General features: G+C 69.1%; 11 protein-coding genes. 5 read left to right on the top strand and 6 right to left on the bottom strand.

Going from position 1 to position 12,979, the window contains the following annotated elements:
* Positions 1–78: 78 nt before the first annotated feature.
* Genes AC07RV_RS12210 through AC07RV_RS12185 form a run of 6 tightly spaced genes read right to left on the bottom strand, consistent with a single transcriptional unit; the run spans position 79 to position 5,918 of the window.
* Positions 79–1,467: an FAD-dependent oxidoreductase gene (locus AC07RV_RS12210; protein WP_296781658.1), complete on the bottom strand. Its 1,389-nt coding sequence runs from the start codon at positions 1,465–1,467 to the stop codon at positions 79–81.
* Positions 1,468–1,485: 18 nt separating this feature from the next.
* Complete coding sequence (locus tag AC07RV_RS12205) at positions 1,486–1,935, bottom strand: GNAT family N-acetyltransferase (RefSeq protein WP_296781657.1); 450 nt, start codon at positions 1,933–1,935, stop codon at positions 1,486–1,488.
* Complete coding sequence (locus tag AC07RV_RS12200; RefSeq protein WP_093349162.1) at positions 1,932–2,495, bottom strand: phosphonate degradation HD-domain oxygenase; 564 nt, start codon at positions 2,493–2,495, stop codon at positions 1,932–1,934. Before AC07RV_RS12200 ends, AC07RV_RS12205 begins: the two co-directional genes overlap by 4 nt.
* A 2-nt stretch (positions 2,496–2,497) precedes the next feature.
* Entirely contained in the window at positions 2,498–3,946 is a 1,449-nt protein-coding gene (gene phnY / locus AC07RV_RS12195) for a phosphonoacetaldehyde dehydrogenase (protein WP_296781656.1), read from the bottom strand.
* Between the two features lie 18 nt (positions 3,947–3,964).
* Complete coding sequence (phnA, locus tag AC07RV_RS12190; protein ID WP_296781655.1) at positions 3,965–5,191, bottom strand: phosphonoacetate hydrolase; 1,227 nt, start codon at positions 5,189–5,191, stop codon at positions 3,965–3,967.
* 1 nt (position 5,192) lies between these two features.
* Positions 5,193–5,918: a phosphonate utilization associated transcriptional regulator gene (locus AC07RV_RS12185; protein WP_093349156.1), complete on the bottom strand. Its 726-nt coding sequence runs from the start codon at positions 5,916–5,918 to the stop codon at positions 5,193–5,195.
* A gap of 158 nt (positions 5,919–6,076) precedes the next feature.
* Here AC07RV_RS12185 and AC07RV_RS12180 point away from each other — a divergent pair, with 158 nt between their 5' ends.
* From AC07RV_RS12180 to AC07RV_RS12160, 5 genes are all read left to right on the top strand, one after another.
* Positions 6,077–7,117: a putative 2-aminoethylphosphonate ABC transporter substrate-binding protein gene (locus AC07RV_RS12180; protein ID WP_093349154.1), complete on the top strand. Its 1,041-nt coding sequence runs from the start codon at positions 6,077–6,079 to the stop codon at positions 7,115–7,117.
* A 184-nt stretch (positions 7,118–7,301) separates the two neighbouring features.
* Complete coding sequence (locus AC07RV_RS12175) at positions 7,302–8,441, top strand: putative 2-aminoethylphosphonate ABC transporter ATP-binding protein (protein WP_444813850.1); 1,140 nt, start codon at positions 7,302–7,304, stop codon at positions 8,439–8,441.
* Positions 8,438–10,171: a putative 2-aminoethylphosphonate ABC transporter permease subunit gene (locus AC07RV_RS12170; RefSeq protein ID WP_296781654.1), complete on the top strand. Its 1,734-nt coding sequence runs from the start codon at positions 8,438–8,440 to the stop codon at positions 10,169–10,171. The genes AC07RV_RS12175 and AC07RV_RS12170 overlap by 4 nt, the downstream gene beginning before the upstream one ends.
* A gap of 39 nt (positions 10,172–10,210) precedes the next feature.
* Positions 10,211–11,341: a 2-aminoethylphosphonate--pyruvate transaminase gene (locus AC07RV_RS12165; protein ID WP_296781653.1), complete on the top strand. Its 1,131-nt coding sequence runs from the start codon at positions 10,211–10,213 to the stop codon at positions 11,339–11,341.
* Between the two features lie 79 nt (positions 11,342–11,420).
* On the top strand, positions 11,421–12,860 hold the full coding sequence (locus AC07RV_RS12160) for an MFS transporter (protein ID WP_296781652.1): 1,440 nt from the start codon (positions 11,421–11,423) through the stop codon (positions 12,858–12,860).
* Positions 12,861–12,979 lie beyond the last annotated feature (119 nt).

The following is a 12,979-nucleotide window of genomic DNA, read 5'->3' as shown; positions in this document are numbered from 1 at the left end:
TGCCTGCCGCTCCCATGCGGCGCGCGGATCATAGACGGGTGCCATGACGTGCGGGCCCGCCCGGCCCGCCGCCTCGGGTCAGGCCTTGTCGGCCTTGCCCGCTGCGTTGGCGAGCTTGCTGAGCATGCGGTCCACCAGCCACGGCTGGCGGTTCTCGTCCTCGGCGAGCTCCTTGCGGCGGATCGCATTGCGCACCACGATCGACCCCACGTAGCGCACCGGCTCGGGCGGAAAGTAACCGAGCGGCCCCTTCGTGATCGGGCTGCGCGTCCAGGCGTTGTCCTGGTCGAGCACCAGCGACGAGAGGATCTGCCCGCCCATGTAGGTCGGTCCGACACCGTTGCCCGAGTAGCCGAAGCCGTAGTAGATGTGCGGCGCCCCATCGAGCCGGCCGAAGAACGGGAAGCCCGTGACCGAGCGGTCGGACGGGCCGTTCCAGCTCGCGGTGATCGGCGTTTCGCTCAGGGCCGGGAAGAAGGAACGCAGCGCCTGCGTGAGCTCGGCCTCGTAGGGCGAGCGCTCGTCGAACACCTTGGCCATGCGCCCGCCCCAGGCGAAGGTGTTGCCGCCCTTTCCCAGCATGAGGCGGCCATCGGCGGTGCTGCGGTAGTAATAGACGAAGGTGCGCGAATCGAGCACCGACACGCCGTCGGTCAGGCCGCTGCGCGCGAGCAGCTCGGGGCAGCGCTCGGTGATCACCATGTCGCTCGACACGATGGCGATGGTGCGCTCGAACTGTGCGAAGCGGCTGGCCATCCAGGCATTCATTGCGAGAACCAGCTTGTTCGCGCGCACGCTGCCGGCCGGCGTGCGCACCACGACCGGATGGCCGGTGGAGAAGTCGATCATCGGCGTGCGCTCGTGGATGCGGATGCCCATCGACAGCGCCACGCGCCGCAGCCCGCGCACCAGCTTGCCCGGATGCACTGTGGCGGCGATCGGCGAATACACGCCCGCGAGATTGCGCGCCGAGCCCGAGCGCCGCGCCACTTCCTCGGGCGGCAGCGTGCGGTAGGAATGGATGCCGCGCGCCTCGAGCGCGCGCATCATCGGGTCGAGCGTGCCGACCTGGGCCGGCGAGGTGGCGGTGTAGAGCGTGCCGTCCTGGCGCAGCTCGGCGTCGATGCCGTGGGCGGCGCAGAAGTCGGCGATGTGCTGCACCGCTGCCTCCGAGGCCTTGACCAGGCGCACCGCCTCGTCCTCGCCGAACAGCCGGCGCAGGGTCAGGAACTTGGCCGACCAGGTGAGCAGGCAGCCGCCGTTGCGGCCGCTCGCGCCGGCACCGCAGAGGTCGCTCTCGAGGATGACGATGTCGAGCGCGGGCGCCTGCTGCTTGGCCTGGATCGCGGTCCACAGTCCGGTGAAGCCGCCGCCGACGATGCAGAGGTCGGCCTCGCATTCGCCCTGCAGCGCGGGCGCGAGGTCGCCATCGTTGAACAGGGCCTGTTCGATCCAGAAGGGGCGCATGGCGGCTCCGTGAAGGGGTCAGGGCTTGCGCCGCATCTCGTAGGAAAACTCGGACTCGCGCTCGACGACGAAGCCGAAGCGCGCATAGAGCGCGCGGGCCGGATTCGCCTTGAGCACGCTGAGCGTGAGGTCCACGCCGGCGCGCTCGGCCTCGGCGACGACTTCGGCCAGCAGCCCGGTGCCGATGCCGCCGCTCTGGTAGCGCGGCGCGAGCTGGATCTGGATCAGCACCCATTCGTGCGGATCGCGCGACACCTTGAGCAGGCCGACCGGCTCGCCCTCGTGCAGCAGCAGCTCGGCGCATTCGAAGCGGTGCATCAGCCGCGCCATGTGGTGCGCGTCGCTGACCTCGGCGCCCGAAGCCACCACGTGGCCGTTCATCGTGCGCTGCCGCAGCGCGAGCAGGAAGGGAACGTCTTCCTGCGTGGCCGGCCGGCGCGCCAGCACGACCGGTGGCGTAGCGCTCATGCGGCGATGGCGGTGGGCTTCAACGCGGCCTCCAGGTGCCGCACGTAATGCGCGAGGTCCGGCGTCTTCGCGTCGGCGCACTTGGCCGTGTCGTCCCAGCGCCGCAGCCGCACCGCGTCCTTCGCGTAGGGCAGCGCCTCGAAGGCACTGGCCTGCGCCGAGTCGAACACGCCGCCCTGCAGCTGCAGGCTGCGCTGCGAATCGGGCGACAGTGCCTCGAGGTAACCGGGCTCGCGCGCGCACAGGAAGCGCTTGGCATCGACGTGCAGCCGGATCGGCTCCAGCGTGGCCGGGCCGAACAGCGCGCGCAGGAACGGCAGGCAGCGGTACTGGTGCAGGTCGTCGAGCCCCTGCTGCGTCGGTGTGCCGCCGAAGTCGTGCAGCAGGTGGCCCAGGTCGTGCAGCAGCGAGGCGGCGATCAGCGCGCTGTCCGCCCCCTCCTGCTCGGCCAGGTGCGCGGATTGCAGCGCATGCTCGAGCTGGGTGACGGGCTCGCCGTCGTACTGGGCATGGCCCTTGGTTTCGAACAGGCCGACGATGTCGGGAAGGCTCAGGCTCATGGTTACCAGGGCAGCGAGTAGGTCTTGGTGTTGGTGAAGCTCTTCATCGCCTCGAGCACGCCTTCCTTGTAGCCCAGGCCCGAGTCCTTGATGCCGCCGAACGGCGTGAGTTCGAGCCGGTAGCCCGGCACCTCGCGCACGTTGACGCTGCCGACGTTGAGCTCGCGGATGAAGCGCGTGATGTGGTCGAGCCGGTTGGTGCAGATCGACGACGACAGGCCGTAGGCCGTGCCGTTCGAGATGCGGATCGCCTCGTCGATGGTCTTGAAGCGGATCACCGGCGACACGGGCCCGAAGGTTTCGTGCTTGGCCACCGTCATCCCGGGGTCGACGCGGTCGAGCACCGTCGGCGAATACAGCGCGCCGCGGCGCTCGTTGCCATACAGCAGCTTCGCGCCGGCCGCGATGGCTTCGTCGACCACGCCCTCGAACTGCTTCGCGGCCGCCTCGTCGATCACCGTGCCCATGTCGGTGTCGGGATCCATCGGGTCGCCGTACTTCAATGCGCGGGTCTTGGCCACCAGCAGCTCGACGAACTGGTCGGCCACCGATTCGTGCACCAGCATGCGCTTGATCGCGGTGCAGCGCTGGCCCGAGTTCTTGTACGAGCCGCTGGCCGCGAGCGTGGCCGCCTCCTCGACGTCGGCATCGTCCATCACGATGATCGGGTCGTTGCCGCCGAGCTCGAGGATCTGGCGCTTGTAGACCGCCTTGGCCGCGATGTACTTGCCGATCGGCACGCCGCCGGTGAAGGTGACGAGGTCGACATCGGCGTTGGTCAGCAGCTCGTCGGCGATCTCGCGCGGGTCGCCGGTGAGCACCGACAGCATCGGCGGCGGCAGGCCGGCCTCGTAGAGGATGTCGGCCAGCAGGAAGGCCGCCAGCGGCGTCTTCTCGCTGGGCTTGAGCACGATGCGGTTGTTGGTGGCGATGGCCGGCGCCACCTTGTGGATCACCTGGTTGAGCGGATGGTTGAACGGCGTGATGGCCGTGATCGCGCCCTGCAGCGGCTCACGCAGCGTGTAGACCTTGCGGCTCTTGCCGTGGTGCGTGAGGTCGCACGAGAACACCTGGCCGTCGTCGACCAGCGCCTGGTTGGCGGCGAACAGCAGCACGTCGGAGGCGCGGCCCACCTCGTAGAGCGAGTCCTTGCGCGACAGGCCCGATTCGAGCGTGATGGTGCGCGAGATCTCGTCGAGGCGCGAGGCGATGATCTCGCCCGCGCGCATCAGGATCTTGTAGCGCTCGTAGCGCGTGAGCGTGGGCTTGTAGTCGCGCGCGATGCGCAGCGCGTTGCGCACGTCGTCGAGCGTGGCCTTGGGCACGGTGGCGATCACCTCGCCGGTGTAGGGGTAGGTGACCTCGATCGTGCGGTCGCGGTAGACGCGCTCGCCGGCGATGCGCAGGGCTTCGCGGTGGATGGTGCCTGGCTTCAGCGTGGCTTGGCTCATGGGTGCTCCGGCGGTCGGTTACTGGGCGTGGTTCAGCGCGATGTCGAGCGCATCGAAGTTGCGCAGCCGGCGGCCGGCGGCGATGCCCGCCACCGGGCGGTTGCAGATCAGCGGCACGCGCTGCTCCGACACGCCGCCGTGCGAGCGCAGCGGCACCTCGAGCGCCGACAGGTCATGGCGGCTGGCCGCGGTGCCGATCACGGTGTTCTTCTCGCTCACGACCACGATGTCGCCGATGCGGTCGGGCGGCAGCTCGAAGCGCTGCGCCGCTTCCTTGCGCGACAGCACCGACTCCATGCCCGGCACCTGGCGGATGCGCTCGATCCAGCCCGGCACGCTGGCCTCGTCGGGCGCGTAGACCGTGGCGAAGGAGCCGAGCGCACCGTGGTGCACCACGTAGGGATCGGTGATCGGCAGGATCACGCGCGCGGCGCCGGCGCCGTACCAGCCGTCGAGCACGTCCTGCAGGTAGATGACGTTGGGCGAGCCGTCGGCGCCGTGCTTGTCGTTCATGCCGTGGTCGGCGGTCAGCACGATGGTGGCGCGCAGCGCATCGAGCTGCGCGAGGTAGCGGTCCATCATCGCGTAGAAGGCATTGGCCTGTTCGCTGCCCGGTGCGGCCTTGTGCTGCACGTAGTCGGTGGTCGACAGGTACATCAGGTCGGGGCGGCGCGACTCCATCAGCTTCACGCCGGCCGCGAACACGAACTCGGAGAGCTCGGCGCTGTAGACCGAGGGCACCGGCATGCCGACCATGCCGAGCACGTCGTCGATGCCGTTCTCTTCCATCGTCACCTGGTCCGACTTCTCGGACGAGAAGCAGATGCCCTTCATGCGGTGGCCCAGCAGCTTGCGCAGCTTGTCCTTGGCCGTGACCACGGCCAGCTTGGCGCCCGCGTCGGCGAAGGCGGCCAGCACGGTGCCGGCGCGCAGGTACTTGGGGTCGTTCATCATCACTTCCTGGCCCAGCTCGCGGTCGAAGAAGTAGTTGCCGCAGATGCCGTGCACCGCGGGCGGCGCGCCGGTCACGATCGACAGGTTGTTCGGGTTGGTGAAGGACGGCACGACGCAGTCGGCCAGCAGGTCGGCCCCCTCCTTTCTCATGCGCCCGATGTACGGCGCCACGCCCGCGGCGATGGCCGCGTCGAGGTAGTCCGGCTCGCAGCCGTCCACGCACACGACCACGATCGGGCGCGCCATCCAGCGGTAGCTCCTGGCATTGACTTCGAGGGTCTCCGGTGTCATTTCAGACTTCCTTTTGGGGTGGGTTGTTCGTGGTGGCGGCTTCGGCATCGGCGCGGCCGAAGGCCTTGTGCATGCGGGCGCGGCTGCCCGCGACATGCTGGCGCAGCGCGCGGCCCGCGATGTCGGGGTCGCCGCTGGCGATGGCCTCGACGATGTCGCGGTGCTCGTCGGCCGAGACCCGCAGGCCGCCGCCGCTGTCGAGCGCGCGCATGCGGAACAGGTGCAGTTCCTTCACGAGGCGCTTGTAGGTCTCGGTCAGCTTCTTGCTGCCCGCGGTGTCGAGCAGGATCTCGTGGAACTGCAGGTTGAGCTGCGCGTACTGCTCTACGTCCTGCGCCTGGGCCGCCGAGCGCATGGCGTCGAGCATGGCGCGCAGCCGCTCGACGGCATCGGGCTTGATTGCCAGCGCCACGCGGCGGCCGATGATTTCCTCCAGCGCCTCGCGCAGTTCGTAGATCTCGTCGGCCTCCTCGAACGCGATCTCGCGCACGAAGACGCCGCGGTTCTTCTCGTTGCGCACCAGGCCCGCCTCCTCCAGCGCGCGCAGCGCCTCGCGGATCGGGCCGCGGCTGGTGTTGAAGCGCTGCGAGAGCTCGCTCTCGTTGATGCGGCTGCCCACCGGGAGCTCGCCCGTCATGATCAATCGCTCGATCTCCTCCTGCATCAGCATCGGCAGCGAGCTGGACTGGAGGAACGCGAGGGCGGAGGAGGGATTGCTGGTGACCATGGAACGCATTCTCCAGCCTCGGATTGAAAACTGTCAACAATTTTTTATTGACAGTCTTCAGTCTGCAATCTACATTGCCTCCACCGGATCCGGCCGACCAGACCCCGGACGCCCGCCACTCACCCTTTCGTGACAGCAAGCCCTCTCAGGAGAAACAGATGACGATGAAACCAAGCTCGCGCCGTCTCGCGGCCGTCCTGTGCGCCGCGGCGCTCGGCCTCGCGGCCAGCGGCGCCGCCTGGGCGCAGAAGACCTCGCTCCTGGTCTACACCGCGCTCGAGACCGATGCCATGAAGCTCTACAAGGACGCCTTCGAGAAGGCCAATCCCGACATCGAGGTGAAGTGGGTGCGCGACTCCACCGGCATCGTCACGGCCAAGCTGCTGGCCGAGAAAGCCAATCCGCAGGCCGACGTGGTGGCCGGCCTGGCCGCCAGCAGCCTTGCGCTGCTGCAGCAGGAAGGCATGCTGTTGCCCTACGAGCCCAAGGGCTTCAAGGAACTGAACCCGGCCTACTCCGATGCCGCGCGCCCGCCGGCCTGGGTCGGCATGGACGTCTGGGCCGCCACCATCTGCTTCAACCGGGTCGAGGCCCAGAAGCTGGGCCTGCCCAAGCCCGAGAGCTGGAAGGACCTGGCCAAGCCGGTCTACAAGGGCGCCATCTCGATGCCGCACCCGGCCTCCAGCGGCACCGGCTACCTCGACGTGTCCTCGTGGCTGCAGATGTGGGGCGACGCCGAGGGCTGGAAGTACATGGACGCGCTGCACCAGAACATCGCGCAATACGTGCACTCGGGCTCCAAGCCCTGCAAGCAGGCCGGCGCGGGCGAGTTCCCGATCGGCATCTCGTTCGAGTTCCGCGCCCACCAGGTCAAGAAGTCGGGCGCGCCGGTCGACCTGATCTTCCCGAAGGAAGGCCTGGGCTGGGACATCGAGGCCACCAGCCTCATGAAGACCAGCACCAAGCTCGAGCAGGCCAGGCGCTTCGCCGACTGGATGGCGAGCAAGGAGGCCAACCAGATCAGCGCGCGCTGGTGGGCCGTGGTGGCCTACCCCGGCGTGGTCTCGAAGCTCGAGGGCATTCCCGACAACTACGAGAAGCTGCTCGCGAAGAACGACCTGAACTGGGCCGCCAAGAACCGCGAACGCATCCTGGCCGAGTGGAGCAAGCGCTACGAAGGCAAGGCCGAAGCTAAATAGGCTCGCCCCCAGGCTGCGCGCACTTCGTGTCGCTTCGCCAACCCCCTGCCGGGGGCGACACCGGCGGCCCGGCGGAGCCGGTTCCGCGGTGTCCCGCGAAAAAGTCCGATCGGCCGCTGTCTTTCTGTCCTTCTTCAACCCGCGGACGCGCGTCTCGCGCGTCCGCCAACGACGAGTGCGAACAATGGATACGACCGACACCCCGTTCATGGCCGACCGGCGGCCCGCGAGCGGCGCCGCGGCGCTCGAGGTCATCGGGGTCCGCAAGGACTTCGAGACCTTCAGCGCGCTGCGCGACGTGCACCTGCGCGTCAACCCCGGCGAGATGCTGTGCTTCCTCGGCCCCTCGGGCTGCGGCAAGACCACGCTGCTGCGCATCATCGCGGGGCTGGAGACCCAGACCTCCGGCCAGATCCTGCAGAACGGCAAGGACGTCTCATGGCTGCCGCCCGACCGGCGCGACTACGGCATCGTGTTCCAGTCCTACGCCCTGTTCCCCAACCTCACGATCGCCGAGAACATCGGCTACGGCCTGGTCAACGGCCGCGCCCGGCGCGCCGAGGTCAAGGCGCGCGTCGACGAGCTGCTGACCCTGGTCGGCCTGCCGACCTCGGGCGCCAAGTACCCGAGCCAGCTCTCGGGCGGCCAGCAGCAGCGCGTGGCGCTGGCACGCGCGCTCGCCACCCGGCCCGGCCTGCTGCTGCTCGACGAACCGCTGTCGGCGCTCGACGCGCTCGAGCGCATCCGCCTGCGCGGCGAGATCCGCCGGCTGCAGAAGCAGGTCGGCATCACCACCATCATGGTCACGCACGACCAGGAGGAGGCGCTGTCGATGGCCGATCGCATCGTGGTCATGAACCACGGCGTGATCGAGCAGGTCGGCACGCCGATGGAGGTCTACGAGCAGCCGGCCACGCCCTTCGTGGCGGACTTCGTCGGCAAGGTCAACGTGCTGCGCTCGGTGGCGCTGGGCAACCACCGCTTCCAGGTCGGCGACATGGAGCTGCAGTGCGATGCCTGCGACGGCGCCTTCGAGCCCGGCGAGGCGGTCAATCTCTACCTGCGGCCCGAGGACCGCGCGGTCGAGCACCTGCGCGAGGACACGGCCAACCGGCTGCAGGCCATGGTCACCAAGGTCGAGTTCCTCGGCGGCCTGTGCATCGCCGAGGTGACGGCCGATGCGCTGCACGGCCAGACGCTCGGGCTGCACTTCTCGCTCAACCAGCTGCACGACCTCGGCATCCGCGAGGGCCACACGGTCGACATCGCGCTGCGCGCCAACCGCATCCGCGCCTTCTCCGCAGCACGCGCACCGCAACCATGAACACGCTGGCCCATCCCCTCGCCGCCAAGCCGGCCATGAGCACGCGGCCCGCCCTGCGCTGGAGCCGCGACGAGACCATCGCGCGCGCCGTGCTGTGCGTCGTGATGGCGATGCTGTTCGTGTTCCTGGTCGCGCCGCTGCTCACCATCCTCGCGCACGCGGTGCAGGACAAGGACGGCCGCTTCGTCGGCCTGGCCCACTTCATCACCTACTTCCAGACGCCGAGCCTGCTGCGCGCCGCCTGGAACTCGGTCTGGGTCGCGGCCGCGGTGGTCGCGATCTCGGTGCCCACGGCCTTCGTGTTCGCCTACGCGCTCACGCGCAGCCGCATGCCGGCGCCGCTCAAGGCCGTGTTCCGGCTCATCGCGCTGATCCCGCTGCTCGCGCCCTCGCTGCTGTCGGCGATCTCGTTTGTGCAGTGGTTCGGCAACCAGGGCGCGCTCAAGTTCCTGCTCGGCGGCACCTCGATCTACGGCGCGCCCGGCATCATCCTGGCCGAGGTCTACAACACCTTCCCGCATGCGCTGATGATCCTGGTCACGGCGCTGTCGCTGGCCGATGGCCGGCTCTACGAGGCCGCCACCGCGCTGCGCACGCGGCCGCTGCGGCAGTTCATGACCATCACCCTGCCCTCGTGCAAGTACGGCCTGATCAGCGCGGCCACGGTGGTCTTCACCTACGTGGTCAGCGACTTCGGCGCGCCCAAGGTGATCGGCGGCAACTTCAACGTGCTGTCGGTCGACGTCTTCAAGCAGGTGGTCGGGCAGCACAACTTCTCGATCGGCGCGGTGGTCGGCATGCTGCTGCTGCTGCCGTCGATCGTCTCCTTCGTCATCGACTACGTGGTGCGGCGCAAGCTCAAGGCGCAGCTCACGGCGCGCTCGGTGCCGTACAGCCCGAAGCGCCGGCGCGTGGCCGACACCCTGCTCACGCTGTTCTGCACCGTGGTCTGCGCCTTCCTGCTGGCCACCATCGGCATGGCGGTCTACACCTCGCTGATCGCGCTGTGGCCCTACGACCAGACCTTCACGCTCAAGCACTACCACTTCGTGCTGGTCGAGAGCGACATGGCCGCGGCCTACGGCAACAGCCTGCTGGTGGCCATGGCCACCGCGGTGGCCGGCTCGCTGATCGTGTTCGTGGGCGCCTACCTGATCGAAAAGACGCGCGGACTCGGCCTGATGCGCAAGGGCATGCACCTGATGGCCGTGCTGTCGATGGCGGTGCCGGGCCTGGTGCTGGGCCTGGGCTACGTGATGTTCTTCAACCATCCGGCCAACCCGTTGAACTTCCTCTACCAGACGATGGCGATCCTGATCGTGTCGATGGTGGTGCACTACTACACCTCGAGCCACCTCACGGCCGTCACCGCGCTCAAGCAGATCGACAACGAGTTCGAGGCCGTCTCGGCCTCGCTCAAGGTGCCGTTCTTCAAGACCTTCCTGCGCGTCACGGTGCCGGTGTGCCTGCCGGCCATCCTCGACATCGGGCGCTACTTCTTCGTGGTGTCGATGGCCAGCCTGTCGTGCGCCATCTTCCTCTACACGCCCGAGACCATCCTCGCGTCGGTCGCGATCATGCACATGGACGACGCCGGCGACATCGGCCCGGCCGCCGCGCTGGCCAGCCTGATCGTGGTCACCTCGACGCTGGTGTGCATCGCCTATGCGCTGCTCACGCGCGTGCTGCTCGCGCGCACGCAGGCCTGGCGCAACCTGGGCCGCGGCTGAACAGCCCTTCCTCATTCCCCTTCCCTGCCTGGAGACACCATGAGTCAAGCCCCGCATCCGATCCTGCTCACCCCCGGCCCCCTGACCACGTCCGAGCGCACGCGCCAGGCGATGCTGCGCGACTGGGGATCATGGGACGGCGACTTCAACCAGATCACCGCGCGCATCCGCCGCCAGGTGCTGGAGATCGTGCACGGCACGGGCACGCACGAATGCGTGCCGCTGCAGGGCAGCGGCACCTTCTCGGTCGAGGCCGCCATCGGCACCGTGGTGCCGCGCGACGGCCACGTGCTGGTGCCGAGCAACGGCGCCTACTGCCAGCGTCTCGCGAAGATCTGCAAGGTGCTGGGCCGCAAGCTGACCACCATCGACTACACCGAGGAGAAGCAGATCTCGCCCGCCGACGTGGACCGCGCGCTCGCGGCCGATCCCCGCATCACCCATGTCGCGGTGGTGCACTGCGAGACCGGCGCCGGCGTGCTCAACCCGCTGCACGAGATCGCGCTGGTGGTGGCCAAACACGGGCGCGGCCTGATCGTCGATGCCATGAGCTCCTTCGGCGCGCTCGAGATCGACGCGCGCAAGACCCCATTCGACGCCGTGGTCGCGGCCTCGGGCAAGTGCCTCGAGGGCGTGCCGGGCATGGGCTTCGTGATCGTCAAGCGCAGCACGCTCGAGCAATGCGAGGGCCACAGCCCCTCGCTGAGCCTGGACCTGTACGACCAGTGGGTCTACATGGAGAAGACCACGCAGTGGCGCTTCACGCCGCCCACCCACGTGGTGGCCGCGCTCGACACCGCGATCGCGCAGTACGTGGAGGAAGGCAGCCTGACCGCGCGCGGCGGCCGCTATGCGCGCAACTGCAAGGCACTGGTGAGCGGGCTGGCCGCGCTGGGCCTGCGCGCCTTCCTCGACCCGGCCATCCAGGCGCCGATCATCGTCACCTTCCATGCGCCCGACGATCCGCGCTACGACTTCAAGACCTTCTACAACGAGGTCAAGCGGCGCGGCTACATCCTCTACCCCGGCAAGCTCACGCAGGTGGAGACCTTCCGCGTGGGCTGCATGGGGCACTTCGGCGACGCGGGCATCCCGGGCGCCGTCGCCGCCATCGCCGAGACGCTCGAGGCCATGGGCATCCGGCAGGCATCGGCCGCCGTCGCGGCCTGACCGGGCAGCGCATAGCACCGGCGCATTGCAGCGCCGGTCCTACAAAGCGGGGCACGGCGCGCTTCCCATAATCGTGCGCATGACGGTGCTGCGCAGCGACATCCCCGCCCGCCTCGACCGCCTGCCCTGGTCGCGCTGGCACTGGCGCGTGGTGATCGCCCTCGGCGTGGCCTGGGTGCTCGACGGCCTCGAGGTCACGCTGGTGGGCTCGATCGGCGCCGTGCTCGAGCGGCCCGACACGCTCGGCCTCACGGCCGGCGAGATCGGCCTCTCGGGCTCGATCTACGTGGCCGGCGCCGTGCTCGGCGCGCTGCTGTTCGGCCGGCTCACCGACCGGCTCGGACGCAAGAAGCTGTTCCTGGTCACGCTGGTGGTCTACACGCTGGGCACGCTGGCCACCGCCTTCTCTCCCGACTTCGCCTTCTTCGCGCTGTGCCGCTTCGTCACCGGGCTGGGCATCGGCGGAGAGTACGCGGCCATCAACTCGGCGATCGACGAGCTGATCCCCGCGCGCGTGCGCGGCCGCGTCAACCTCGCGATCAACGGCAGCTTCTGGATCGGTGCCGCGCTCGGCGCCGGGCTGAGCCTGGTGCTGCTCGATGCGCGCGTGATCGGCCCGGTGTGGGGCTGGCGCGCCGGCTTCGGCCTGGGCGCGGTGCTCGCGGTGGCGATCCTGCTGGTGCGCCGCCATGTGCCCGAAAGCCCGCGCTGGCTGATCGCGCATGGCCGCGCCGACGAGGCCAAACGCATCGTCGACGAGATCGAGGCCGAGGTCTCGGCGCAGCACGGCCCGCTGCCCGCGCCGCGCAGTTACGTCGACTACACGGCCGCGCGCCGCGAGAGCCCGCCGATGCGGCAGGTGGCGCGCGTGCTGCTCCAGCACTACCGGCAACGCAGCGTGGTCGCGCTCGCGCTGATGATCGCGCAGGCCTTCTTCTACAACGCGATCTTCTTCACCTATGCGCTGGTGCTGACGCGCTTCTACGCCGTGCCCGAGGCCAGCGTGGCGCTCTACATCTTCCCGTTCGCGCTCGGCAACGTGCTGGGGCCGCTGCTGCTGGGCCCGCTGTTCGACAGCGTGGGCCGGCGCCGCATGATCGCGCTGACCTATGTGCTCGCGGGCGTGGGCCTGGCCTTCACCGGCTGGGCCTTCATGCAGGGCTGGCTCGACGCGCGCAGCCAGGCGCTGTGCTGGTCGGCCGTGTTCTTCCTCGCCTCGGCCGCCGCGAGCTCGGCCTATCTCACGGTCAGCGAGGTGTTCCCGCTCGAGATGCGCGCGATGGCCATCGCGATCTTCTATGCCATCGGCATGGGCGCGGGCGGCTTCGCGGCGCCGGTGCTGTTCGGCCTGCTGATCGAGACCGGCAGCCGCGGCGCGGTGATGGTGGGCTACTGCTTCGCCGCGGTGCTGGTGGTGGTGGCGGGGCTGCTGGCCTTGCGCTACGCGGCCGACGCCGAACGCAAGCCGCTCGAGGAGGTGGCGCCGCCGCTGGCCTCCGCGCACGGCGGCGAGCGCTGAGGCGCGCCAACCGCATCGCCACACGGTTGCACTAGGAAGGTGCCACGCGGGGGCACGTGAATTGCTTGCAGCCCCACGGTCCGCAGCGCGAGACGCAGGACTCTCACAAACGTCGACAC

The sequence above is a fragment of the Variovorax sp. GW821-FHT09B01 genome, from assembly GCF_059418345.1.
This window is presented reverse-complemented; position numbering and strand designations above follow the sequence as displayed.